The organism is Brevundimonas sp. ALps5 (assembly GCF_058681645.1).
Genome location: NZ_CM178744.1, coordinates 3,357,128 through 3,381,426, shown reverse-complemented (window position 1 = coordinate 3,381,426; position 24,299 = coordinate 3,357,128). Strand labels below are relative to the sequence as shown.

Annotated in this window: 25 protein-coding genes; 9 read left to right on the top strand and 16 right to left on the bottom strand. The window is 69.0% G+C overall.

What is annotated here, in order from left to right; translation table 11 throughout:
- Positions 1–54 precede the first annotated feature (54 nt).
- The 3 genes from ACW172_RS15990 to queF all read right to left on the bottom strand — a co-directional run bounded on the left by ACW172_RS15990 (position 55) and on the right by queF (position 2,442).
- A complete protein-coding gene (locus tag ACW172_RS15990) occupies positions 55–924 on the bottom strand; it encodes a DUF817 domain-containing protein (protein WP_492032425.1) in 870 nt (289 codons plus the stop codon).
- Positions 924–1,454: a hypothetical protein gene (locus ACW172_RS15985; RefSeq protein ID WP_492032424.1), complete on the bottom strand. Its 531-nt coding sequence runs from the start codon at positions 1,452–1,454 to the stop codon at positions 924–926. Before ACW172_RS15985 ends, ACW172_RS15990 begins: the two co-directional genes overlap by 1 nt.
- Before the next feature lie 526 nt (positions 1,455–1,980).
- Positions 1,981–2,442, bottom strand: coding sequence for a preQ(1) synthase (gene queF / locus ACW172_RS15980; RefSeq protein ID WP_492032423.1), 462 nt, complete (start codon positions 2,440–2,442; stop codon positions 1,981–1,983).
- Between the two features lie 100 nt (positions 2,443–2,542).
- Between queF and ACW172_RS15975 the strand changes: the two genes are divergently transcribed.
- The 4 genes from ACW172_RS15975 to ACW172_RS15960 all read left to right on the top strand — a co-directional run bounded on the left by ACW172_RS15975 (position 2,543) and on the right by ACW172_RS15960 (position 5,541).
- Positions 2,543–3,475 carry an NAD(P)H-dependent flavin oxidoreductase gene (locus ACW172_RS15975; RefSeq protein ID WP_492032422.1) on the top strand — a complete coding sequence of 311 codons (933 nt, stop codon included), beginning with the start codon at positions 2,543–2,545 and terminating at the stop codon, positions 3,473–3,475.
- A 12-nt stretch (positions 3,476–3,487) separates the two neighbouring features.
- A complete protein-coding gene (locus ACW172_RS15970) occupies positions 3,488–4,012 on the top strand; it encodes a hypothetical protein (RefSeq protein ID WP_492032421.1) in 525 nt (174 codons plus the stop codon).
- 69 nt (positions 4,013–4,081) lie between these two features.
- Entirely contained in the window at positions 4,082–4,843 is a 762-nt protein-coding gene (locus tag ACW172_RS15965; protein ID WP_492032420.1) for a TorF family putative porin, read from the top strand.
- A 104-nt stretch (positions 4,844–4,947) separates the two neighbouring features.
- Positions 4,948–5,541, top strand: coding sequence for a fasciclin domain-containing protein (locus ACW172_RS15960; protein WP_492032419.1), 594 nt, complete (start codon positions 4,948–4,950; stop codon positions 5,539–5,541).
- A 3-nt stretch (positions 5,542–5,544) separates the two neighbouring features.
- Here the strand turns inward: ACW172_RS15960 and ACW172_RS15955 are convergent, their stop codons facing one another.
- The 4 genes from ACW172_RS15955 to ACW172_RS15940 all read right to left on the bottom strand — a co-directional run bounded on the left by ACW172_RS15955 (position 5,545) and on the right by ACW172_RS15940 (position 9,518).
- Complete coding sequence (locus ACW172_RS15955; RefSeq protein ID WP_492032418.1) at positions 5,545–6,708, bottom strand: cystathionine gamma-synthase; 1,164 nt, start codon at positions 6,706–6,708, stop codon at positions 5,545–5,547.
- 20 nt (positions 6,709–6,728) lie between these two features.
- A complete protein-coding gene (locus ACW172_RS15950) occupies positions 6,729–7,454 on the bottom strand; it encodes a dienelactone hydrolase family protein (protein ID WP_492032417.1) in 726 nt (241 codons plus the stop codon).
- Position 7,455: 1 nt separating this feature from the next.
- Entirely contained in the window at positions 7,456–8,859 is a 1,404-nt protein-coding gene (locus ACW172_RS15945; protein WP_492032416.1) for a pyridoxal-phosphate dependent enzyme, read from the bottom strand.
- A gap of 95 nt (positions 8,860–8,954) precedes the next feature.
- On the bottom strand, positions 8,955–9,518 hold the full coding sequence (locus tag ACW172_RS15940) for a GGDEF domain-containing protein (RefSeq protein WP_492032415.1): 564 nt from the start codon (positions 9,516–9,518) through the stop codon (positions 8,955–8,957).
- A gap of 125 nt (positions 9,519–9,643) precedes the next feature.
- Here ACW172_RS15940 and purE point away from each other — a divergent pair, with 125 nt between their 5' ends.
- The 3 genes from purE (at position 9,644) to ACW172_RS15925 (ending at position 12,105) form a co-directional block, all read left to right on the top strand.
- Positions 9,644–10,135: a 5-(carboxyamino)imidazole ribonucleotide mutase gene (purE, locus tag ACW172_RS15935; protein ID WP_492032414.1), complete on the top strand. Its 492-nt coding sequence runs from the start codon at positions 9,644–9,646 to the stop codon at positions 10,133–10,135.
- A 63-nt stretch (positions 10,136–10,198) separates the two neighbouring features.
- Positions 10,199–11,215 carry a 5-(carboxyamino)imidazole ribonucleotide synthase gene (locus tag ACW172_RS15930; RefSeq protein WP_492034996.1) on the top strand — a complete coding sequence of 339 codons (1,017 nt, stop codon included), beginning with the start codon at positions 10,199–10,201 and terminating at the stop codon, positions 11,213–11,215.
- Between the two features lie 104 nt (positions 11,216–11,319).
- Complete coding sequence (locus tag ACW172_RS15925; protein ID WP_492032413.1) at positions 11,320–12,105, top strand: COG4705 family protein; 786 nt, start codon at positions 11,320–11,322, stop codon at positions 12,103–12,105.
- On the opposite strand, the gene ACW172_RS15920 is transcribed toward ACW172_RS15925, so the two are convergent.
- Positions 12,102–12,776, bottom strand: coding sequence for a COQ9 family protein (locus ACW172_RS15920; RefSeq protein WP_492032412.1), 675 nt, complete (start codon positions 12,774–12,776; stop codon positions 12,102–12,104). The two genes, ACW172_RS15925 and ACW172_RS15920, sit on opposite strands and share 4 nt — an antisense overlap.
- A gap of 210 nt (positions 12,777–12,986) precedes the next feature.
- Between ACW172_RS15920 and rpsU the strand changes: the two genes are divergently transcribed.
- Positions 12,987–13,241: a 30S ribosomal protein S21 gene (gene rpsU, locus ACW172_RS15915; RefSeq protein WP_492034995.1), complete on the top strand. Its 255-nt coding sequence runs from the start codon at positions 12,987–12,989 to the stop codon at positions 13,239–13,241.
- Between the two features lie 227 nt (positions 13,242–13,468).
- Here the strand turns inward: rpsU and ACW172_RS15910 are convergent, their stop codons facing one another.
- From ACW172_RS15910 to ACW172_RS15885, 6 genes are all read right to left on the bottom strand, one after another.
- Positions 13,469–14,848, bottom strand: a complete 1,380-nt coding sequence (locus tag ACW172_RS15910; RefSeq protein WP_492032411.1) for an ABC transporter permease — start codon at positions 14,846–14,848, stop codon at positions 13,469–13,471.
- On the bottom strand, positions 14,845–15,804 hold the full coding sequence (locus ACW172_RS15905; RefSeq protein WP_492032410.1) for an ABC transporter ATP-binding protein: 960 nt from the start codon (positions 15,802–15,804) through the stop codon (positions 14,845–14,847). Before ACW172_RS15905 ends, ACW172_RS15910 begins: the two co-directional genes overlap by 4 nt.
- Positions 15,805–15,892: 88 nt before the next feature.
- The gene (locus ACW172_RS15900) at positions 15,893–16,525 is read right to left on the bottom strand and encodes a M23 family metallopeptidase (RefSeq protein WP_492032409.1); all 633 of its coding nucleotides are present in this window, start codon (positions 16,523–16,525) and stop codon (positions 15,893–15,895) included.
- Positions 16,526–16,757: 232 nt separating this feature from the next.
- Positions 16,758–18,578 carry an autotransporter domain-containing protein gene (locus ACW172_RS15895; RefSeq protein WP_492032408.1) on the bottom strand — a complete coding sequence of 607 codons (1,821 nt, stop codon included), beginning with the start codon at positions 18,576–18,578 and terminating at the stop codon, positions 16,758–16,760.
- A gap of 96 nt (positions 18,579–18,674) precedes the next feature.
- A complete protein-coding gene (gene serA, locus ACW172_RS15890; RefSeq protein ID WP_492032407.1) occupies positions 18,675–20,567 on the bottom strand; it encodes a phosphoglycerate dehydrogenase in 1,893 nt (630 codons plus the stop codon).
- 59 nt (positions 20,568–20,626) lie between these two features.
- On the bottom strand, positions 20,627–22,081 hold the full coding sequence (locus ACW172_RS15885; RefSeq protein ID WP_492032406.1) for an SDR family oxidoreductase: 1,455 nt from the start codon (positions 22,079–22,081) through the stop codon (positions 20,627–20,629).
- A 143-nt stretch (positions 22,082–22,224) separates the two neighbouring features.
- Between ACW172_RS15885 and ACW172_RS15880 the strand changes: the two genes are divergently transcribed.
- On the top strand, positions 22,225–23,151 hold the full coding sequence (locus ACW172_RS15880) for an Hsp33 family molecular chaperone (RefSeq protein WP_492032405.1): 927 nt from the start codon (positions 22,225–22,227) through the stop codon (positions 23,149–23,151).
- On the opposite strand, the gene ACW172_RS15875 is transcribed toward ACW172_RS15880, so the two are convergent.
- The gene (locus ACW172_RS15875; protein ID WP_492032404.1) at positions 23,148–23,501 is read right to left on the bottom strand and encodes a hypothetical protein; all 354 of its coding nucleotides are present in this window, start codon (positions 23,499–23,501) and stop codon (positions 23,148–23,150) included. The two genes, ACW172_RS15880 and ACW172_RS15875, sit on opposite strands and share 4 nt — an antisense overlap.
- Before the next feature lie 79 nt (positions 23,502–23,580).
- The gene (gene phoB / locus ACW172_RS15870; protein ID WP_492032403.1) at positions 23,581–24,270 is read right to left on the bottom strand and encodes a phosphate regulon transcriptional regulator PhoB; all 690 of its coding nucleotides are present in this window, start codon (positions 24,268–24,270) and stop codon (positions 23,581–23,583) included.
- Positions 24,271–24,299 lie beyond the last annotated feature (29 nt).

Here is a 24,299-nt window from a genome sequence, read left to right as displayed (position 1 = left end):
TGGACTTTCGATGGACCGACACCACACAACCTAAGAGAGCTCGGTGTCAATATCTCAGGGCTCCTCCTGCGGACGGTGCACCAGGGTCACCAGCACCACCGAGATCATCATCAGCAGGAACCAGCTGCCCAGCTTGGCCAGCCCGACCGGATGCCAGCCGTCCTCCTGCCCCGGATACACCCAGGCCCGCGCCAGCGTCCCCAGGTTCTCGGCCAGCCAGATGAACACCGCCACCAGGAAGAACCCCAGCAGAAACGGCATCTTGCGCCGCACCCGATCCGGCGTGAAGTAGAACCAGCCGCGTCCGAACAGCAGCACCGTCGCCGCGAACAGGCCGATGCGGATGTCCGGCAGCCAGTGATGGGCGAAGAAGTTGACGTAGATCGCCGCCGCCAGCAGCCAGGTCGTCCACAGCGGCGGATAGTGGCGATAGCGGATGTCGAAGATCCGCATGATCCGCGCGATGTAGCTGCCCACCGCCGCATACATGAAGCCCGAGAACAGCGGCACGGCCCCGATCCGGAGCAGGCTCGGCTCCGGATAGATCCAAGACCCGTGCGCCGTCTTGAACAGCTCCATGATCGTTCCGACGACATGGAAGACGAAGATGACCCGCGCCTCCTCCCAGCTCTCCAGCCTCAGCGCCAGCATCCCCGCCTGGATCAGCACCGCCGCCACGACAAGGAAATCATAGCGCGCCACCGGCGCCCCGTTGGGCCAGACCACCGGCCACAGCCAGTGCGTCCCCATCAGCAGCGCCAGCATCAGCCCGCCGAACAGACAGGCCCAGCCCTGCTTGAGCCCGAACATCAGGAACTCGAAGGCATACCGCGACCCCGCCGCCCGATCCGCCCGCGCCTGAAGCCGCGCGAGGAGATGGCGGCCCCAGGCCTCGAGGGGAAGGCGACGAGTGGCCAGGGGCATCATTCCGAAGGCTTCGGCGGCGTCAGCACCAGCCCGTCGAGGAATCGCTGGAACACCACCTTGTCGGCCGCCAACGTCTTGCGGGTCGTGGAGAGGCTCGCGCTGTAGAGATACCGCGGCGCGTCCGGTTCGCCCATGCCGACCGATTGGGTCCCCGCATAGGCCAGAACATCGATACGAATCCTGCCTCCGCCCTCAACCGCTTCGCAGGTTTGCGAAGCCAGCCCTCTGAACGCCCACGGTCGCCCCTGAGGACTGATCAGATCGTCGCCGACGCCGGTGATGCGGCAGTTGTCGCCCCGCGCCTCCTCTGGCGTTCGATAGAAGGCGGCGTTGTAGTCGGCCCAGACGCTGAGCGTGCTGAGATTCGGCAGATCGCGGCTAGGCTGGCACTCCATCCGGTCGTCGCCCACGCGGGTGAAGAAACCATGCGGATGCGCCCCGCTGAGGCCTTCGCAGACCCTCGAGCCGACAGGGAAGATCGCCCGAATCCCGTACTCCTCGTTGGTCACCGGCATCCCGTCGGACACATGGGCCAGCCTCTGGCACTCAGGCTGACCAGGGCCGTCACAGCCAGAACCGGGCTGAACCGTCGACGCCACTGACGCCGTTGGCTTCTCCGGCGCCCCCTCGCACCCCGCCAGCATCAGGCAGACGCCGACCCACACGACCGAAACCGACCGACGCCTCATCACTTCATCCCGAACGTGCGAAGCGCCACATTGACGACCGTCGCGAGAGCCCGTCAAGCGGTCCCGACCTCGCATTCGCGCGCCGATGAACCCCTTGCCGATCAAGGCTCTGTGATGACGGCAGGCCAATCGGTTCGGCGCCCTTTCGGGAGGGTGTAGACTACCTTCTTCCGGTCTTTGACATCACTGATCCAGACGCCCCGCGTCGTGCACGCGCTTGCACTCGAGTGCAAACCTGGCGCGGAAAATCGCGGGAAAGAAATGCCCACGTTAACAATCGACTGTCAGGCTTATCTCACATCCGGCCTTCAGAATTGCACTCGAGTGCAAAGCTTTTTTCCGAGTGCAAAACGGCCCGCCGCGATCACCCCCGGCCGCGATAGGTCGGCACGCCCTGGTCGGGCAGCCACAGGCCCTCGGGCGGGGCGCCCGTCTGCCAGAAGACGTCGATGGGGATGCCGCCGCGCGGGTACCAGTAGCCGCCGATCCGCAGCCACTTGGGCTGCAGCAGGTCGGCAAGCTTGCGGCCGATGGCGACGGTGCAGTCCTCGTGGAAGGCGCCGTGGTTGCGGAAGCTGGTCAGATAGAGCTTCAGGCTCTTCGACTCGACCAGCCACTCGCCCGGGGCATAGTCGATGACGATGTGGGCGAAGTCCGGCTGGCCCGTGACGGGGCACAGGCTGGTGAACTCCGGCGCCGTGAACCGGGCCAGGTAGAGGGTGTCCGGATGCGGGTTGGGCACCCGTTCCAGGACGGCGGTTTCGGGGCTGGTCGGCGCCACGGTCTGGGCGCCGAGCTGGGAGAGGCCGGAAGTGTCTGTGGTCATGCCCGCGACCTAGCATAATCCCCACCCCGGATGGGAGGGGGCGTTGCCTTACCCGACGTACCCCCGCTAAGCGTAGCGAAAGACAACTAAGGAAACGCCCATGGCCATCCCCGCTTCCCTCCAGAAGGGCCTCAAACTGCCGGTCATCGAGGCGCCGATGTTCCTCGTCTCCGGGCCCGATCTGGTGGTCGAGTGCTGCAACGCGGGCGTGATCGGCACCTTCCCCTCGCTGAACCAGCGCACCACCGAGGGCTATCGGGAGTGGCTGGTCGAGATCAAGTCGCGCCTCAACGACGACGCAGCGGCCTTCGGCGTCAACCACATCGTCCACGGCTCCAATGAGCGTCTGATGGCCGACCTGGCGGTGACGGTGGAGCACAAGGTGCCGCTGGTCATCACCTCCCTGGGCGCCGTCAAGGATCTGGTCGACGCGGTCCACGGCTACGGCGGCGTGGTCTTCCACGACATCGCCAATGTCCGCCACGCGAAGAACGCGGCCAAGGCCGGCGTCGACGGCCTGATCCTCGTGGCCAACGGCGCAGGCGGCCACGCCGGGATCGTCAACCCCTTCGCCCTGGTCAATGAGGTGCGGGAGTTCTTCAAGGGGACCATCATCCTGTCGGGCTGCCTGTCCAACGGTCAGGACGTCGCCGCCGCCCTGATGATGGGCGCCGACTTCGCCTATATGGGCACCCGCTTCATCAACACGACCGAGGCCATGGCGTCGGACGGGTACAAGGAGATGATCATCGAGTCCGGCGCGACCGACATCGTCCACACCCCGGCGGTCTCGGGCATCCCGGCCAACTTCATGATCAAGTCGCTGGAGGCCAACGGCATCGACCCGAAGACCCTGCCCGAGCACAAGCTGGACATGGGCGACGAGGCCCGGGCCTGGAAGACCGTCTGGTCCGCCGGTCAGGGCGCGGGCACGGTCCACGACGTGGTCCCGGCCGCCGAACTGGTCGCCCGTCTGCGCAGCGAGTACGCTGTGGCCTCGGCCGCCTTCGCCACGAAGGCCGGCGTCGCCTGACGGAGGCTCCCCATGCTCGCCACGGCCCTGCTGCTGACCCTCGCCGCCCCCGCCGCCCTTGCTGCCGACCCCTTGGCGCCCGCGCGTCAGGGAATGCTCCAGTGCTACGACCCTGTCCCGGCGCAGAAGCTGTGCCGGGCCATCGGGGCCTATGAGTTCGGGCCCGACGGCTCCATCCTCAACACGGCCGAGACCCGGCTGCAGGACAGCCCGGCCATCATCATGTTCGCCCGCAGCAAGGTCGTCCTCCGCGACGGCAAGGAGTGCTCGGTCGAGGCCGTCAAGCCGACCGACATCGACCGGATCGAGATCGACGGCCAGCCCCTGCCTCCGGACGCCCTGGAGACGGTGCGCACCCAGATCGTCGCCGGCCTGCCCGAGATCCTGACCGGCGGCCAGCCCCTGTGCTCGACCTATCCGGCCAAGGCTGACGGCCCCATGCAGGTCACCGTCGAGGTCGGCGGCGTGGCCCATCCCGAACTGACCTCGACCGTCCTGTGGATCAGCCCCACCGACGGCTGGAAGGTGACGCCCTAGGCGCCCCGGTTGGGGCCTCAGGTCGCGACCCCATTCGCGGAGTGTCCGATCGGGGCTAAGCGAGGGAGGATGACCCGCCTTTCCGCCCCCCTCGCCGTCCTGGCCTGCCTCGCCGCCTCCCCCGCGTTGGGCCAGGTCGTGGGTTCGGCCGGGTCCGCCGACGACGGCCCCCGGACCCACGGCGAGCACACCCGCCTGCTGCTGCTGCCCCGCGGCCAGTGGGCCTTCAACATGGGAGCCGGGACCGACAACCGGTCCAAGGACGCCTCAAAGTCGCGGGGCGATCCCTTCGTCGCCGTCTCGGCGGACTGGGAGGGGGCGGGCGGCCTGGCCTATGCGGGCGGCGGCTTCGAGACCATCGACGCGAGCGGATCGGGCGTGCAGGCTGAGGCCTTCGTCGGCGTCCAGCCCAAGGTCGCCGGCTTCCAGCTCGACCTGTCGGTGACCCGCCAGTGGCGCCTCGAGGCCGACCCCGGCACGGACGCCGACAACTGGGAGATCACCGCCAACGTCAGCCGGCGGATCGGCCGCACCTCGGGCCGGCTCCAGCTCCAGACCTCGCCCGACGGCGCGGGCGGCACGGGCCGCTGGACCTGGATCGAGGGCCGCCTCGGCTGGACCTTCACCAAAGCCCTCCAGGGTACGGTCGCCGTCGGCCGCCGCGAGCAGCAGGACTCGGTCGACTACACCGGCTGGAACGCCGGGGTGACCTGGGCCGTGACGCACAAGGTCGCGCTCGACCTGCGCTGGTACGACACCAACGCCGACCCCGGGGCCTCGGAGGAACAGTACGGCTCGGCCCTCGTCGCCGCCGTCAGCCTCGCCTTCTGAGATTGGTTCCCGACGCGGCCAGATGCCGCGATCTGCATCCGGGGACGGGCAACCAACGTCTATTAGACGGACCGCAACAGGCGGCCACCTCAGGAAGTCGTCCCATGACCAAAGTCTCGCTTCGCGGCGTCGCCGTCGCCGCCCTCGCCTCCGCCGCCCTGATCGGGGCCGCCCCCGCCCTCGCCCAGTCCATGGCCCACGGCGCTCACGCCGAAGCGACCGTCACCGTCGGCGGCGCGGCCATGTACCCGACGAAGACCATCGTCGAGAACGCCGTCAACTCACCGATCCACACGACACTCGTCGCCGCGGTCAAGGCCGCCGGCCTGGTCGAGACACTCTCCGGTCCGGGCCCCTTCACCGTCTTCGCCCCGACCGACGACGCCTTCGCCAAACTGCCGGCCGGTACGGTCGAGACCCTCGTCGAGCCCGCCAACAAGGCGACTCTGACGAAGATCCTGACCTATCACGTCGTCGCGGGCCGCATCACGGCCGCCGACCTCGCCGCCCGCATCGCGGCCGGCGGCGGCAAGGCTGAACTGACTACCGTGGAAGGCGGTACGCTGACCGCATCGATGCGCGGCGCCTCGGTCATCCTCACCGACGAGAAGGGCGGCGTCGCCACGGTCACCCAGGCTGATGTGTTCCAGTCGAACGGCGTGATCCACGTCACCGACACCGTCTCCATGCCCGGCTGACGGCTAGACCGAGAGGGCCTGATCCAGATCGGCGATCAGGTCCTCGACGTCCTCCACGCCCACGGACAGGCGGATCAGGTTGTCGGTGACGCCGCCGGCCTCACGGACCTCCTTGGGCACCGAGGCGTGGGTCATGATGGCCGGGTGGTTGACCAGGCTCTCCACCCCGCCCAGCGACTCGGCCAGGGTGAAGACCTTGACGCTCTCCAGCACCCGCCTGGTCCGCTCCAGATCGCCGTCGATCAGCACCGTCACCATCCCGCCGAAGCCCTTCATCTGGCTGGCTGCGAGCGCATGCTGCGGGTGGCTGACCAGCCCCGGATAGATGACCTTCTGGACGCCTGCCCGGTCCTCCAGCCAGCGGGCCACGGCCATGGCGTTCTCGCAGTGGGCCTTCATCCGGAGGCCCAGGGTCTTCAGCCCCCTGTTGGCCAGGAAGGCGTCGAACGGCCCCATCACCCCGCCGACCGAGTTCTGCAGGAACTTCAGCTCCTTGGCGACGTCCGCGTTGCCCGCAACCAGCACCCCGCCGATGATGTCCGAATGGCCGTTCAGGTACTTGGTTGCCGAGTGCATGACGACATCCGCGCCCAGGGCCAGCGGCTGCTGGCAGAAGGGGGTGGCGAAGGTGTTGTCGACGATCAGCAACAGGCCGTGCGCCTTGGCCACCTTCGACAGGGCCGCGATGTCGGCGATCTTCATCAGGGGGTTGGTGGGCGTCTCGACCCATAGCATCTTCGTCTTCGGCGTGATGGCCGCCTCGACCGCGGCGATGTCCGACAGGTCGACATAGGCGAAGTCCAGCCCCATCGAGCGCCGCCGCACCCGCTCGAACAGCCGCCAGGAGCCGCCGTAGAGGTCGTCGCCGGTGACGATGTGCGACCCCGCGTCCAGCAGTTCCAGCGCCGTCGAGGTCGCCGCCATGCCCGAGGCGAAGCCGAAGGCCTGAACCCCGCCCTCCAGATCGGCGATACAGGCCTCGAACGCCTCCCGCGTCGGGTTCTTGCCGCGCGCATACTCATAGCCCTTGTTCACGCCCGGACTCTCCTGGGCGTAGGTCGAGGTGGCGTAGATGGGCGTCATGACGGCCCCCGTCGTCGGGTCGGGCCGCTGGCCGGCGTGGATGGCCCGGGTCGAGAAGCCCTGGGAGTTCTTGAGGTCGGCCATTCACGGCTCCTTGGGTTGGTTCAGGCGCCGAGCTGTTCGGCGAAGAAGGCTTGGCTGCGGCCATAGACCTCGGACCACTGGGCCGCGGTCATCAGGTGCCCCGCCCCTCGCGTCACCTGCACCCGCACCGGCACATCGGCCTCCTGCAGGAAGTCGCGCCAGGCGAGGGTCGAGGCCGGCGAGACCACCCGGTCGCGCTCGGAGCGGATGATCAGCACCGGGATGCGCCGGGCAGGCGGGCGCGGGACATAGACGTCCCAACCACCGCAGATCGCCACCGCCGCGGCCGCCCGGCTGTCGCCCAAAGCTCCGTCGACGGCGATGTAGGAGCCCAGAGAATAGCCGATGAGACCGGTCCGGCGCCGGTCGATGCCCTGCCCGATCAGCCATTCCACACCATCACGGGCGCAGTCGCGCCAGGCTTCCATGATCGGCGCCCGGCGGATGGCGTCGTCCTCGGCTGCGTCCAGATAGGTCAGGGCCAGGGACAGATAGCCGTCGGTCGCGAACCGGCGCGCGAAAGCCAGCTGGTCCAGTCCCATGCCGTTGGAGCCGTGCACATAGACGACCCCGGCGCCGTTGGCGTTGGCCCCGGGCCGGAAGGCCGCGGCCCTGATGGTCTTGCCGTTGCTCTGATAGTTGACCCGCTCGGTCGTGACCTCGTCCGGAGCGGTCTGCGCGGCCGCCGACGGCGTCGCGATCGACGCCGCCAACAGCCCCAGACCGGTCCGGCGGGTCAGGTCCATCCTACCGGTTCAGGCTCAGGTGATTGATCAGGTCGACGCGGGCGATCAGGCCGACGAAGGTCTCGCCGTCCAGCACGATGGCCACCCGGTCGCGGTCGAACAGCGGGATCAGGGCGTCCAGCGGCTCATTGACCTGCACTGTGTCCAGATCGCGGGTCATGGCCGAGGAGACGGGCTTCCTGAACCGCTCCGCCCGGGTGATCTCGTCGGTGTTCATGATGTGGACGATGTCGCTCTCGTCCAGGATGCCGACCAGGCGGCCGTCCTGAATGACCGGCAGCTGGGACACGTCGTTGGAGCGCATCCGCTTGAAGGCGCTGTCGAGGCTGTCGTCCGGTCCCGCCACGACCACCTCGCCGTCGGCGTACTTGCGGCTGATCAGGTCCGACAGATTGCCCTGGATCGGGTCGTCGCCGAGGCCCTGATCGGCCAGCCAGGCGTCGTTATAGACCTTGGACAGATACTTGGCGCCCGTGTCGCAGACCAGGGTCACGCAGCGCTTCGGCTCGGTCTGCTCGCGGCACCAGCGCAGGGCCGTGGCCAGCAGAGTGCCCGAGGACGAGCCCGCCAGAATGCCTTCCTTGAGCAGCAGCTCGCGCACCGCGGCGATCGCCTCCGCGTCAGGGATCGAATAGGCCTTGTCGATCAGGCTCATGTCGGCGGTGTCGGGCACGAAGTTCTGGCCGATGCCTTCGACGGTATAGCTGCCCTCCGGCCCCGGCACGCCCTCGTTGACGATGCCCGCCAGGGTCGATCCGACCGGGTCGGCCAGGATGATCTGGGCGTTCGAGCCCACGCTCTTCAGATACTGGGCCGTGCCGGTGATGGTCCCGCCCGAGCCGATGCCGGCGACGAAGGCGTCGACGTCGTGATCCAGCTGCTCCCAGATCTCCGGGCCCGTGGTCTTCACATGGGCGGCCGAGTTGGCCTCGTTGGCGAACTGGTTGACGTAGTAGCCGCCGGGGATCTGCTGGGCCAGGCGCTCGGCCATGTCGGTATAGTAGTCGGGGTGGCCGTGCGGCACGTCCGACCGGGTCAGCCGCACATCGGCGCCCATGGCCCGCAGGTGCTGGATCTTCTCCTTGGACATCTTGTCGGGGATGACCAGCAGGACCTTGTAGCCCTTGTTCTGGCCCACCAGCGTCAGGGCCAGACCCGTATTGCCGGCCGTGGCCTCCACGATGGTGCCGCCGGGCTTGAGCCAGCCCTCCTTCTCGGCCGCCTCGATCATCGACAGGGCGATGCGGTCCTTGATCGAGCCGCCGGGGTTCTGGGCCTCCAGCTTCAGGAACAGACGGCACTTGCCGGTGTCGATCCGCGTCACCTCGACCATCGGCGTCTTGCCGATCAGGTCCAGCAGGGAGCCCGAGGGCTTGCTGAGGGTGGGCGTCTCGGCGATGGGCATGGGGGTCTCCGTGGCAACTATGGGCGAAGGCTGGTCGCCACGCCGGATAAGGTCAAATCACGCACGATCCTGCCCCGCCGCCGCCTCGTGCGGCCTCAGCGCGAGCGTTTCCGGACCCACATGGCGGCATCGGCCTCGGCCAGCCAGGTTTCCGCATCGGGCTGGCCGCTCCAGGCGCGCACCCCGAAGGAGCCGCCCAGACCGGTCGGCTCCCCGTTCCAGACGAAGCCGTCGCCGCCGATGGTCTCGGCCAGTCGTCTGGCCTTGTCGCGGCCTTCCTCGACGCCGGCGTTCAGCATCAGCAGGGCGAACTCATCGCCGCCCAGCCGCCCGACCGCATCCGATTCGCGCACATTGGCCATCAGCAGCTCGGCGATCCACACCAGGGCCGCATCCCCGGCCGCATGGCCCATCCGGTCGTTGACGCCCTTGAACCCGTCCAGATCCAGATACAACAGCACCGCCGGCGCCTCGTATCGGTTGCACCAGGCCATGGTCCGGTTCATCGCCGCGACGAAGCCGCGCCGGTTCAGAACCGGGGTCAGGACGTCGTGATCCGCCGCCGCCTCGGCCGCCTCGGCGCGCTTGCGCAAAGCCTCCACCTCGGCGCGCAGACGCTCGACTTCGGACTTCAGATCGATGTCGGCCGCTTCGATCACGGTCGGCGAAACTCCGGGAGGCCGCGACTCACTGGGTCGACGGAATGAACCTCATGCTAGCGCCCTTGGTTGCGGGCGCAACGCGTGTGCTGTAACGGGCCGCTTTCCGCGACAGGAGCCTCAGCATGGCGACCTCTTCGACGCCGGTGGCGATCATCATGGGCAGCCGGTCCGACTGGCCGACGATGAAGCACGCCGCCGATGCGCTCGACGCCCTGGGCGTCAGCTGGGAAGCCAAGGTCGTCTCGGCCCACCGCACGCCCCAGCGCCTGTATGAGGTCGCCACGGGCGCCAAGGCCGCCGGCTTCAAGCTGATCATCGCCGGCGCGGGCGGCGCGGCCCACCTGCCCGGCATGGCCGCCTCCATGACCGAGCTGCCGGTGCTCGGCGTGCCGGTGCAGTCGAAGGCCCTCAGCGGCCTCGATTCCCTGCTCTCGATCGTCCAGATGCCCGGCGGCGTGCCCGTCGCCACCCTGGCCATCGGCGAGGCGGGCGCGAAGAACGCCGGCCTGCTCGCCGCCCAGATCCTGGCCCTGTCGGACGAGGCCCTCGCCGAACGCCTCTCCGCCTACCGCGTCGCCCAGACCGAGGCGGTCGCCGAGACGGTCGAGGACTGAGTGACCCTTCCCCTGCCCCCCGGTTCGACCATCGGCATCCTCGGCGGCGGCCAGTTGGGCCGGATGCTGTCCCAGGCCGCCTCGAAGCTGGGCTTCGACGTCGTCATCCTCGATCCGGAAGAGAACTCCCCGGCCGGTCGCGTCTCGCGCGGCCAGATCGTCGCCGCCTATGACGATCCCACCGCCCTGACGGTGCTGGGCCGGGTCTCCGACGTCGTCACCTTCGAGTTCGAGAACGTCCCGGCCGCCTCGGTCGAGACCCTGGCCGGCGCCGGCGCCCTCGTCGCCCCCGGACCGACCGCCCTGTCGACCGCCCAGGACCGGGTCGTCGAAAAGACCTTCCTCAACGCCGTCGGCGCCACCACCGTCGACTTCGCCCAGGTGGACACGGTCGACGACCTGACCGCCGGTCTGGAGCGTCTGGGCGTCCCCGCCCTGCTCAAGACCCGCCGCGAGGGCTACGACGGCAAGGGCCAGATCTGGATCCGCAACGCCTCCGAGGCCGCCGACGCCTTCGCCGCCATCGGCGAGCGCCCCGCCATCCTCGAGGCGAAGGCCGCCTTCAAACGCGAGCTCTCGGTCATCGCCGCCCGTGGCCATGACGGCGCCGTCGCCGTCTATCCGCTGGGCGAGAACCATCACGCCAACGGCGTCCTCTCGACCACCCTCGCCCCGACCAGGGTCGATGCGAAGACCTCGGCCCGCGCCATCGAGATCGCTGAGGCCATCCTCGACGGCCTCGACTACATCGGCGTCATCGGGGTGGAGCTGTTCGACCTCGGCAAGGGTCAGTTGCTGGTCAATGAGATCGCGCCGCGCGTCCACAACACCGGGCACTGGACCCAGGACGGCTGCGTCTGCGACCAGTTCGAGCAGCATATCCGCGCCATCGCCGGCTGGCCTCTGGGCCCCACCGCCGCCCATGCCCGCATCGAGATGACCAATCTGCTCGGCGACGCCGTCGACCAGTGGGCCGCTCTGGCCGCCGAGCCCGACGCCCGCCTGCACCTCTACGGCAAGACCGACGCCCGCCCGGGCCGCAAGATGGCGCATGTGAACCGGGTGCTCGGCAAGGCCTGACTCCGATGAGGGCGACGGCCTTCGTCATGCAAAGATAACGTCAGGGTCCAGGCCCCGTCATCCGCACCGGCCCATGCTCTCCTGAACCGTCCCAGGAGACCGCCGTGGCCGCCCCTCGTCCAAACGCACCGTCATCGCCGCTGAACGCCATGTTGAACAAGGTGCCGGAGGTGACCCTCTGGTTCTGGGCCATCAAGATCCTGTCGACGACCATCGGCGAGGCCGCGGCCGACTACCTGTCCTTCAACCTCGGCATGGGGCTGGAAGGCACGACCCTGATCATGGGGCTGTTGCTGGTCGCCATGCTGGCGTTCCAGCTACGCACCCGCCGCTGCCTGCCCCTGATCTACTGGTTCACCGTCGTGCTCGTCAGCATCGTCGGCACGCTGGCGACGGACCTCCTCACCGACCGGTTCGGCGTCAGCCTGTTCGTCTCGACGGCCGTGTTCTCGGTGTCCCTGCTGGCCATCTTCGCGATCTGGTGGCGACGTGAGCACACGCTGTCGATCCATCACATCGACACGCCCGCCCGCGAACGCTTCTACTGGCTGACGGTGCTGGTGACCTTCGCTCTGGGCACGGCGGCCGGCGACCTGACCTCGGAAGCGCTGAGCTGGGGCTACGGCCTCTCGGCCCTGATTTACGGCAGCCTGATCGTGCTCGCCGCCGCGGCGCATTGGGGATTTCGCGCCAACCCGGTGCTGATCTTCTGGGTCGTCTATGTCCTGACCCGGCCCTTCGGCGCCTCGATCGGCGACCTGCTGGCCCAACCGGCGTCCAACGGCGGTCTCGGCCTGGGCGCGCCGATGGTCAGCGCCGTGTTCGCCGTCCTGATCGCCGCCCTCGTCGGCTGGCTGGCGCTCCGGGACCGGCGATCCCGACCGGCCTAGCCCGCCGCTCCGTACCTCAGCTTCGCCAGCACGTCCGTCACCCGCCGCAGCGGGGCCTCGAAGTCCTTGCCGGCCTTCCACTTCTCGAAGGTCATGACGTTCTCGATCCGGGCGGCGACGAAGGCTTCGGCCGCCTCCGGCCCATCGAACAGCCGCATGGTCAGGGCCGGGATCAGGATGCCCGACAGGATCGCCCGCTTGGAATAGTGGTTCCAGTCCGTCGCCGTATCCCCGGCCCAGCGCCAGATCACGTCGGCGCTCTCCCAGGCCAGCGACAGGCCAAGATCGGCGTTGGTCGGCAGGGCCAGGAAGGCGGCGCAACGCTTGGTGGCTTCGAGATGCGCCGTTCCGGCCTCGATTCGCGCGGAGACCGCCTTCGCGATTCGCTCGCGGATCTTCAGCGTCTCCGGCGGGGTCGCCTTCAGGGCCTCCAGCGTCATCGCATCGTGCCGGCGCGACAGCAGGGCCGCCAGGTCGCGCGGGCCGTTGGGCAGCAGCAGTTCCTCGTCGCCGCGCGACAGCCCCTCGGCCTCGCAGGCCGCCCGGACCAGCCGCGAATTCCAGCCAAATGTCGGCGCACGCTGGATCGCGGCGTCCAGCACCGCCTGCTCCATGCGGTCGGCCCAATCCGGCTGCGGGGCTTCGTTCGACAGGTGCGGGGCTTCGGTCATGACGCCAGAATAGGCTTGTCGAAGCCGGGATGCGACCCCACCTGAAACCTCGCAAAAGCCTGCGGTTTGGGCGTCCGCGATCTGGACAGCCGCCCGACCTTGGTGTATTCGCCCGCCTTCGCTCGGTGGGCTGTCGCCCCCGGGCTGCTATTTTATTTGTCTGCCCGTCTCCCTCACAGGACGCGGCGGGCGGCCAAAGGAGAGTTCAACCTGGTACAGATTTTCGTTCGCGATAATAACGTCGATCAAGCGCTGAAAGCCCTCAAGAAGAAGATGCAACGCGAAGGCAGCTTCCGTGAAATGAAGCGCCACGTGCACTACGAGAAGCCCTCGGAGAAGCGCGCCCGCCAGAAGGCCGAGGCCGTTCGTCGCGCCCGCAAGCTGGCCCGCAAGCGCGCTCAACGCGAAGGCCTGCTGCCGGCTCCGAAGCCCCGCGTCCCGGGCGCCGGCGCTCCGCGCTCCTAAGCGTCTGATCCAGATCAGAATTTGAAAAGGCCGCTCCTCACGGGGCGGCCTTTTTGCTGTGCGTCTCCTCCCCACGCGGTGGGGAGGCGGCTCCGAGCCCTTCGCGAGGAGACGGAGGGGCTCTTGAAGCCCTCGCGGCATCCCGCCTGATGCAGCGAGGGCTTGTGAAGAGCCCCTCCACCGCTGCGCGGTCCCCCTCCCCACTGCGTGGGGAGGACACGCGTTCCCTAGTTCCCGCCACCCCGGATCGCCGCGGCGAAGGCCTTCCAGCTGAGCTTCACGTCCGACAGGGCGCCGGCCCGGAACGCGCGGCCGGCCAGCCAGACCATCAGCAGGGCCGTGACCGCCATCCCGATCAAGGTCCCGACGATCTCGATCATCGGCGGGTCCGACGGCGCGCGGGCGCTCATCAGGAAGGGGGTGAAGAAGGGCACCCAGGACAGGATGCGAGCCACAGGGCTGTCTGGCATCTGCAGCACCAGCAGGGGCACCACCAGCACCATCATGATCGGCCCCATCAGGGTCTGGGCGTCGCGCGGCGTCTCGCAGAAGGCCCCGATGGCCGCGAACAGGACCGCGAACATCAGATAGCCCCCGACCGTATAGGCCAGCAGATAGAAGATCAGGCCGTTGTGCAGCAGCACCTCGCCGACCGCGGCGGCCAGCTCGGGCTTGGCGGTCAGTAGGCCAAAGGCCCCCATTCCGCTCCAGACGATGAGCACCGTCAGGGTCAGCATCGCCACCCCCAGCACCTTGCCGGTCAGGATCTCGGTCGCCGAGGCCGAGGAGAGCAGGACCTCCAGGATCTTGTTGGCCTTCTCCTCCATGACGCTGTTCAGCAGGATGGAGGCCCCCGTGATCACCAGCGACCACAGAAGGAAGGCCGCGCCGAAGCCGACCCAGCGCGGCAGGCGGTCGCGCATGGACACCTCTCCCCCGCTGGCCGAGCGCGGCGAGAAGGCCTTCACGTCGGCCCGGAACCGGTCGGTGGCCACCACGATGCCGGGGTCGATGCCCGCGTCCTGGAAGACCTGCCGGCGGTTGGCGCTACGCAGGCTGTCCCTGACGAAGTCCTCGACGGTCGAGTCCGACGCCCGCGACGTCCAGACCCGGGCGCCCGGCTTGCCGTCCTGACGGGTCAGGAAGACGATGGCGTCCAGCCTCTGGTCCTTGGGCGTCTCCTCGCCGAGCAGGTGGCGCACGACGGCGTCGCGGGGCTGGCCCGGGGCGGCGGCGGCCAGTTCCGCGGGGGCGGGTACGATGCGGACCCGGTCCTTGGTCAGGGAGGCGACGGCGTCGCGCGCGGCCTTGGAATCGACGGCCCCGCCGGCGGAGGCGCTGGCCTTCTCGGCGGCCTCCTGCGCGCGCTGGGCGCGTCGTTCGGCGTCGGCGGCCATGACGTCCTGAACGGACTTGGCCAGACCCGCGGCCTGGGGGCCGTCCTCGATCAGCACGACCTCACGGACGGGCTCGGACGACCGCGCCAGCAGGGGCATGACCCCGCCCAGCAGGCCGAACAGCGGCAGGGACAGCAGGGACAGCCAGAAGCCGACGGTGCGGACATAGGCCAGGAACTCGCGGCGGGCGATCAGCAGGGTGCGCTTCATCGGGCGGCCTCCGGGGCCTTGGAGACACTCTGGTCCTGATCCGGGTGGTCGCCGGTCAGGTCGATGAAGGCGTCGTGCAGGGTCGGCTCGCGCAGTTCGAACCGACGCACGTCCAGCCCCGTCAGGAAGGCTGCCTTGAGCGCCTCCTGCCCGCCTGCCCCCGCGGCGAGCGCGGCGCGCAGGACGCGGGCGCCGTCACCCTCGGACGCGATCTCCACCCCGGTCACGCCCGGCAGCTTCGACACGGCCTCGGCGGCGATGTCGCCTTCCAGCTCCAGAAAGCGGCGCGAGGTCGCGCGCGCCTCGGTCACCGTGCCCTCGAAGGCCTTGCGCCCCCGGGCCAGCAGCACGACCTTGTCGCACAGCCGCTCGGCGTGCTGCATCACATGGGTCGAGAACAGGACCGTCGCCCCGTCGGCGGCCAGCCCCCGGATCATCGCCTCCAGCCCTTGCTGGTTGACGGGGTCCAGCCCCGAAAAGGGCTCGTCCAGGATCACGAACTCGGGTCGGTGCACGATCGAGGCGATCAGCTGGACCTTCTGGGCCATCCCCTTGGACAGCTCCTTCATCTTCTTGGCCTTGGACGCGCCCAGCCCCTGGGCGTCCAGCAGCTCCTTCGCCCGACGGCGGCCCTCGGCGGTCGGCACCCCCTTCAGGGAGCCGAAGAAGGCGATGGCGTCGACCGGGGTCATCTTCTTGTAGAGGCCGCGCTCTTCCGGGAGGAAGCCGATGCGGTCGCGCACCTGGCGGCCGTTGTCGGCGCCGAGGATCTGGATGCGCCCGGTCGTCGCCGGCTGCAGGCCCAGGATCATGCGCAGAGTCGAGGTCTTGCCCGCGCCGTTGGGGCCGAGGAAGCCGCAGATCTGGCCCTTGCCGACCTCGAAGCTCAGGTCCCGGACGGCCTGGAAGTCGCCGTAGCGCTTGCCCACCCCGTCCAGCGTCAACGCCGCCGTCATGCCGATACTCCACCCCGTCGTCCCTCAGAGGTAGCAAACGGCTGGGGCATGGCAACCGGATTCGGTGGTCGCCGCCGGAGCGCGGCGTTTAGCCCGCCTTCACCTGGAAGGCGCGGCCGATGACCTTGGTCGGGTTGACCTGGGCGCCCTCGCGGCGAACCTCGAAGTGCAGGTGGGGGCCGGTCGAATAGCCGGTCGAGCCGACCAGGCCGATACGCTGACGCGGGCCGACCGCGTCGCCGCTGGCCACATCCACCCGGCTCAGATGGCCGTAGAGGCTGGTCAGGCCGTTGGGGTGGCGCATCTCGATGAAGTTGCCGTAGCCGGCCGGATCATAGCCGATGCGCAGCACCACGCCCTCGGCGGTCGCATAGACGGAGGTGCCGATGGGGGCGGCGATGTCCACGCCCTTGTGCATCCGCGCGCCGGGCTCGCCACCCAGACGGCGCATGCCGAACTTCGAGTTGATGGCCCGGCCCGGGACGGGCTCGTCGAAGCTGATCAGCCGCATCACCGGCCCGGCGGGCGCGGCGACGGCGACCACGGGCGGCTTCACCGGGACCGCGGCCGCCTCGGCCTTGCTCTTCGGCGTGAAGGGCGCGGCGGCCATCGCCAGGCAGGCGATCAGGGCGAGACCGATCGTCTGGCCCGTGTGGATCAGGTGCGGACGCCACCGCCCGAGACGGGGGTGCGCGAGATAGGCGGGCGCAAGTCGGCGCATGTCGTCGTCGGCTCCGGCGTCGCTGCATCGAGCGGGGGAGAAGTCGCACCCGCTGACCGACGATGTCGGAACGGCGTCTGGCGGCGACCGGGGGAGCCGGGCCTTTTACGGCTTGATGGGGCGACTTTGGGGCGCCCACGAGGTTTCATTCCGGACTTTGGCCGGACAGGACGCCGCACCCTCCCCGGCCACGCTTCCTCGCGAAAGCTTGGCCGGAGAGGGCTTTTGACGCCTATTGCAGGGGCAGGCTCAGGGTGATCGCGCCCATGTTGCTGGTCGCATCCTCGCCGAAGCGGCCGTGGTAGGCGACCTCGACATTGACCGGTCCCCACTTGCCCGAGAGCCCCGCCGAAGCCAGGACCTGGTTGCCGAACGGCTCGTCGACCTCGCGCTCCAACACCTTGGCGGTATTGAAGGCGATGCCCACGCCGACGGGGTCGGAGTTGTCGGCCATGCTGCCGCGATAGCCGCCCTCGGCGAAGAAGGCGAAGCCGCCCGCATTGCCTTCGGCGCGCAGGGCGACCTCGGCGCTGACATCCTCGACCGTCCGGCTCTGGTAGTCGTACTGGGCCGCGACGCCCTCCTCATAGAAGCCGCTGACGTGGCTGGAGGCCCAGGTGGCGGCGACGCGCGGCGAGACCGCCAGACCGCCCATGTCCCACCACAGGCCGCCCTGGATGCGCGCGCCCCTGGACACGCCCTCGGTCGAGCCGGTGTGGACGATCGGGTTGACCATGGTCAGGCGGTCGGTGTCGTAGTCGTCGTGGGCCGCGCCCGCCGAGACGTTGACGAAGGTCGAGCCCGAACGCCAGCCGGCGTAGACGTCGAAGGCCATGGTGTTGACCTTGGTCGAGAAGCGCGCGCCCTTGACGTCGGCGTTGCGATAGCTGCCCGCCAGACCAACCTTCCAGGTGTTGTTCCAGCCGTTCTCGACCGCCGCGCGGATGCCGTAACCGGTCGACTCGGCGTCCCCGACCACGCCGCGCGCGTCGGAATCGGTCTGGTCATAGGTCCCGCTCATGACCACGGCCGTGCCATCGGCCCAGTCCTCGCGGCCCGACAGACGGGCCGTGCCCTCGTCCAGGCTGTCCTCGCGGTGCCGGAAGGCGGTCTCGCCCATCAGGGCGCTCTGGGCGCCCAGATCGCCGTAGTAGAGGTAGTCGGTGGCCAGTTTGGCGATGATCTGATGGCCGAGGGCCGTCGGGTGGACGCCGTCGAAGTAGAAGTAGCCCGGGTCGGTGCAGACCGTGACGCCGTTGTAGCAGGCGGTGGTCACATTGGTGATGCCGAAGGCGCCCGGGTTGCCCGCGATGGTGTCGCCGATCTTGAACAGGTCCATGACGATGATGTTGCTGTTCGGGTTGGCGGCGGCCGTCGTCTGGAGGCCGGTCAGCAGGGCGCCGTTGAAGGTCGTCACCGCGAAGTCCGCCAGGGGCGCGGCGGTCGTGCCCCGGAACTGAGGCGTCAGGCTGAGCTTGGGCAGGTTGGTGACCAGGATGGTCCCGGCGCCCGCCGCGGCGACGCTGTTGGTGATGAAGTTGATGTCGCCGGCGGCGGCCGTGGCGACCGGGGTGATCGCCCCCGTCGGGTTGGCGCTGGCGCCGGCCGTCGGCAGGGCCTGGAAGATGTTGTTCGCCCCGCCCAGAATGCTGACCAGATCGGTCGCGCCGAAGCGGCCGCCGGCGGCGGTGTACTGGCTGAGCTGGGTCCGCATGCCCGGCCCCGGCGTGGCCAGGGTGTCGGTGCGCGAGCCGCCGTAGGCGTAGTCGATGCTGCCGGTCACCGGCGATCCCGCCGTCTGGCGGCCGAGGGTGAACCCGAGCAGCTCCACGAAGGTCGGGCCCGAGGAGAACCGGCCCTGATAGTAGGCGGGTCCCGGGGCGGCGCCGCCCGTCACGGCCGACAGGTTCCCGTTGTCGCTCAGGCTGTCGCCGAAGACGACGAGCCGGCCGTAGGTCTGGGCCGAGGCGCCGGACGCGGCGCCCATGGCCAGGGTCAGAGTCGCGGCGGCAGCCAGTACGGCGAACGCCGTACCGCGTTGATTGTGAGACATTTGCTTCCTCCATCGACCGTCAGAACGCGGTCGTTATCCGGAGTGTGCTCCCGTTTGGCGCGAGCGCAAGATGTCCCTAGGGAAGCCTTTGTCGATTTAATGCAACAAACGGAAGCGCAGGGTGCCGTCCAGCGTCTTCAAGGCCTTCAGCGCTTCCGGGTCGTAGTCGCGATCGACGTCGGTGATCACATAGCCGGTCCGCTCGTCGGTCTTCAGGTGCTGACCGAGGATGTTCAGCCCGGCGTGGGCCAGTTCGCGGTTCAGGGCGGCCATGACCCCCGGCTGGTTCCGGTGGATGTGCAGCAGGCGGTGCCCGCCGGAGACGTCGGACAGCTGGACGTTCGGCAGGTTGACGCTGAAGGTCGTGTCGCCGCGGTTCAGATAGCCCAGCAGCCGCTCGGCCGCGAACTCGGCGATGGCCTCCTGCGCCTCCTCGGTAGAACCGCCGATGTGCGGGGTCAGGATGACGTTCTTCAGGCCCCGGAGCTGGCTGTCGAACGGATCGGCGTTGGTGCGAGGCTCTTCGGGGAAGACGTCCAGCGCAGCCCCGCCGATACGCCCGCCCTGGATGGCCTGGGACAGGGCGCCGATATTGACCACATGGCCGCGCGACAGGTTCAGGAAGAGCGCGCCCTCCTTCATCTGCTGTAGCTGGGCGGCGCCGATCAGGTTGGTGTTCTCCTTGCGGCCGTCGACGTGCAGGGTCACGACATCGGCCTCGGCCAGCAGGGCGTCGAGGTTGCGCATCCGCCGGGCGTTGCCCAGCGCCAGCCGCTCCGACAGGTCGTGGAAGATGACCCGCATGCCCAGGGCCTCAGCCAGCACCGAAAGCTGGGAGCCGATGGCGCCGTAGCCGACGATGCCCAGCGTCTTGCCGCGCAGCTCGCGCGAGCCGTCGGCCGACTTGTTCCACTTGCCCGTATGCATGGCCGCCGACTTGTCGACGACGTCGCGCATCAGGGTGATGGTCAGGCCGATCGCCAGCTCCACCACCGAGCGGGTGTTGGAATACGGCGCATTGAACACCGCCACCCCGTGGTCGGAACAGGCGTCCAGATCGATCTGGTTGGTGCCGATGCAGAAGGCCGCGACGGCCAGCAGACGGTCGGCCGCCTCCAGCACCCGGGCGGTGACATTGGTCTTGGAGCGGATGCCCAGGACGTGGACGCCCTTGATCTTCTCGATCAGGTCGTCCTCGTCGAGCGCACCCTTCAGGGTCTCGACCGAATAGCCGGCCTCCTGCAGGCGCTCGACGGCGGCCGGGTGGATGTTCTCCAGCAGCAGCATCCGGATACGCGAGCGCGGATAGGACCAGCGGCCGGCCATGCCCTCGGCGTGGAGCAGTTCGTCCATCGAGGGCGCCTCGGCGTCGGCGACGGCGACGACCTTGTCGCGGCGGGCGATCTCGGTGAAGGCGTAGAAGCGGTCGGCGGTGCCGGCCAGCTTGACCTCGGCGTCGTTCCAGCCGTCCCCGACCATGACGATGGGCCGCGCCAGACCCAAGGCCTCGATCACCTTGGGCTTGCCGTTGTCGTACGACAGGGGGTTCTGATCATCGACGCCGGTAACCCGGCCATCAGCGTCATAGACCAGGTCGTTGCACAGCACCCGCTGGGGCGCGACGCCCAGCCGCTCGGCGACGGGGGCGATGATCTCGCGGAAGCCGCCCGAGAGGATCACGATCCGGTCCGCGTTCTCCTGGAAGAAGCGCAGGTTCCGCCGCACCGACCAGGTGCCCTCGTCGAGGATCCGGTCGGCCAGCTGTTCGACATGGGCGCGGGTCAGCGGCAGCAGGGCCAGACGGCGGCGCAGGGCCGTGCCGAAGTCGACCTCGCCCGACATGGCCTGATCGGTCAATTTGGCGATCTCGGCCCGGACCGCTTCGGCGTTCGGATCGCCCGCGAGTGCGATGTCGGCAAGCGCCTCAAGCGTCTCGATGCGGACGAGGGTCGAATCGAAATCGAAGACGAACGTGGGGGTCTCGGTCATGCCGCGCTGTCTACGCGGTCAGGCGTGGAAGCGGCAACGATGATTGCTAAGCTGAGGGCCTAGAATTTCGCGATGCGGCGGACCCGGCTGTCCGGCCGACGGCTTTCCAGCGCCGCCGCCCCGATGGCCGCCGCGATGGTTGCCACGGCCAGAAGGGCCCCGCCCTCCTTCGCGTGGTCCCGGGCGTACTGGCCGCCGGCGTCGGCATAGCGGCGCGCGGCCTTGCCGGCGTCCTCGGCGTATCCGCGGGCGGCCTTGGCGTATCTGGCGCGCTTGCCCGGCGAGACAGCCTTCTTGCCGCGCTTGAACAGCTTCTGCGCCTGATGCCGGGCGTCGTCGCCGAACTCTTCGGCGCGGTGACCGAAGTCCTCGGCCGTGTCGGTCAGACCGCGCGAGATGTCCTCGAACCGATGACGCAGGGCCTCCGCATCGATCCAGCCGCGCGGATCCAGCTTGTCGCGCAGCACCCGATAGCGCGTCGGGCCGGTGCGCTGGGTCAGCAGCACCGTGGCGACGGCGGCCAGGCCGACCAGGGCGATCGATCCGGCGGTCACGCCGGGGTGTTTGCGGGCTTCCGCCAGGACGCTGAACTGTCGAACCATCGGATAATAGACCTCTTCATCCAGGCCGTCGTCGGACGCGTCGTACAGACCATCTTCATACGGCTCGTAGTCGGAACCCCTGTCCCGCTTCAGGACAGGAGCGAACCGGGCGAAAAGTGGTTCCGCGATCCCGGGCAGGGCCGAGTAGAATGAGGCGATCAGTCGCCCTCCCCCGCCGACGGTGATCTCGCGCGTCGGATGGGTGGCGCACCACAGGATGGCGTCGGCGACGACATGGGTCGCATAGACCGGCTGGGGGATGTTGGCCGCATAGCCGGCCAGGTTGCGGGCGTGACGGTCGTAGGGAGAGTCCACCGCCGCCGGCTTGACCAGGCTGAGCGAGATCGGCGCTCCGCCGAAGCGCTTGTCGCGCAGCAGCTCCATCCGCAGCGCATTGGTGAAGCCCTTCACCGCATGTTTGGAGGCCGAATAGGCGCCCCGGATCGGCGAAGGGGCGTCCGACAGGGTCGACCCCACGTTGATGATGGCCCCGCCTCCGGGGCGGCCGCGCAGATGCTCGGCGGCGATGGTCGAGCCGTTGACCACGCCCCAGTAGTTGGTCTCGAACAGGCGGCGCTGGTCCTCCAGCGTGGTCTCCAGCACGCTGCCCACGACCGAGACCCCGGCGTTGTTGATCCAGGTGTCGAAGCCCCCGAACAGGCGCCGGCACTTGTCGGCCGCCTCGGCCAGGGCGTCATAGTCGGCGACGTCGGCGGCGGCCCAGGCGACGCGGGCTCCCGTCCCCTGAAGCTCCTCGCACAGCAGGCGCAGGTCCTTCTCGCCGCGCGCGATCAGGAAGACGCAGGCCCCGCCCCGCGCCGCGCGCCGCGCCGTCGCCAGGCCGATGCCGGACGTCGCGCCGGTGATCACGATGGACTGCCGGTTCAGCGGTTTCAGGGTCGGTTTCGCCATGCTTGCCTCGACTTGCGCCCGGTTCCGGAACGGCCTGCGCGAGTCCCGGGTTCCGACCTTAGATCACACGCCCCTTACCATGGCGACCTCAGGCGCCTATCTTGTCGCCCTTCCAGACATTCGCTTACCGGACCCCAAGACCCGTGCCCCATTCCGCGCCCGCCGCAACGACACCGACCGACGACCTCGCCGCCGCCTTCCAGATCGAGGGCTGGCCCGTGCGCGGCCGCCTGGTGCGTCTGGGCGAGGCTGTCGACAACATCATCAAGGCTCACGACTATCCGGAGCCCGTCGCGGCCCTGCTGGGCGAGGCCTGCGCCCTGGCGGCCCTCGTCGGTTCCAGCCTGAAGTTCGAGGGCCGGCTGATCGTCCAGGCGCAAGGGGACGGCCCGGTTCGCTACGTCGTCGCCGACTACGACACCTCCGGGACCCTGCGCGGCTATTGCCGGTTCGACGAGGCCGAGGTCGCCGCCGTCTCGACCGGCTTCGCCCGCCCCGGCGCCCAGACCCTGCTGGGCAAGGGCGTCTTCGTCATGACCCTCGACCAGGGCCCCGACTTCGACCGACACCAGGGCATCACCCCGATCGAGGGTGAAAGCCTGTCGCTGTGCGCCGAACACTATTTCGCCCAGTCGGAACAGGTGCCGACCAAGGTGCGCCTGGCCGTGGGGCAGGTCTCGACCGGCGAGGGCCAGACCTGGCGTGCGGGCGGGGCCATGATCCAGATGGTCGCCGGCGACACCGCTCGCGGCTCGACCGACGAGGTTTGGGAGCGCAGCCGCGCCCTGTTCGCCACCCTGGGCGACGACGAACTGATCGACCCGACCGTCTCGCCCGAGACCCTGCTGTTCCGCCTGTTCCACGAGGACGGCGTCCGGCTCGAGGAGCCGCGCGCCCTCTCGGCCCTGTGCCGCTGCTCGGCCGACCGCATCGTCGGCGTCCTGGGCTCCTTCTCCGACGAGGAGCGCGAGGGCATGATCGAGGACGACGGCAAGATCCGCGTCACCTGCGAATACTGCTCGACCGTCTATGAGCTTTCGCCCGAGGATGTGGCCGCCAGGGCGGGCTAGGTCTGGATGGCGGTCTCGCGCTCGGCGGCCTTGTCAGCGGAGACGACGCGACGCTGCATCTGGAACGTGCCCTCCCAGACACCATAGATGATCCAGCGGCCGGCGATGACGTTGCCATCGCCGGAGATCGTGCCGGCATAGTCGATCGTGTGTGTCTGGCCGCCGCCTTCCGGGAACTTGGTAAAGGTCAGCTCGCCGTCGGCGTGACTGCCGTCGATCAGGGCCGGGATCGGCGGCGCGTACGGGCCGCCGAACATGTCGGGCTCGACGGTGCGGCCAGCGACATGGCCGGCGTCATCCGTCAGTTCGGCCGTGAAGGGCGTTGCGGGCGCGGTGTCGTCGGGATTCATCTCCGGGTGGACCGGATAGAAATAGACGCCCTGCCAGCGACCGGTCAGGTCGACGGCCCGATCCTCGCCCGACAGCGCCCTAGCCTTCCAGATCCAGCGAATAGCCGGCCGAACGCACCGTACGGATCGGGTTAGCGCTTTCGCCGACGTCGAGCGCCTTGCGCAGGCGGCCGACGTGGACGTCGACCGTGCGGGCCTCGACATAGACGTCCGAGCCCCAGACGGCGTCCAGCAGCTGCTCGCGGCTGAACACCCGGCCCGGGTGACGCATGAAGTGGTCCAGCAGGCGGAACTCGGTCGGACCCAGGTGGACCTCGGTGCCGTTGCGGCGCACGCGGTGGGCGACGCGGTCGATGACGATATCGCCGTGACCGACGCGGTCGTCGGCGAGGCCCGGACGGATCCGGCGCAGCACGGCGCGGATGCGGGCGATCAGTTCGACCATCGAGAAGGGCTTGGTCAGGTAGTCGTCGGCGCCGGTGTCCAGACCGCGGACGCGGTCGGATTCCTCGCCCCGCGCGGTCAGCATGATGATCGGCAGGTTGCGCGTCTCGGCCCGACCACGCAGGCGCCGGCAGACCTCGATTCCCGAGACCTTGGGCAGCATCCAGTCCAGCAGGACCAGGTCGGGCTGGCGCTCGTCGATCTGGACCAGGCCTTCCTCGCCGTCGGAAGCGATGACCACGTCATAGCCCTCCTTCTCCAGATTGTACTGAAGCAGGGTGGCCAGGGCGTCCTCGTCTTCCATCACCAGGATGTAGGGCTGCACGTCGGTCTCTCCGTCTGTCGTCCGGGGGG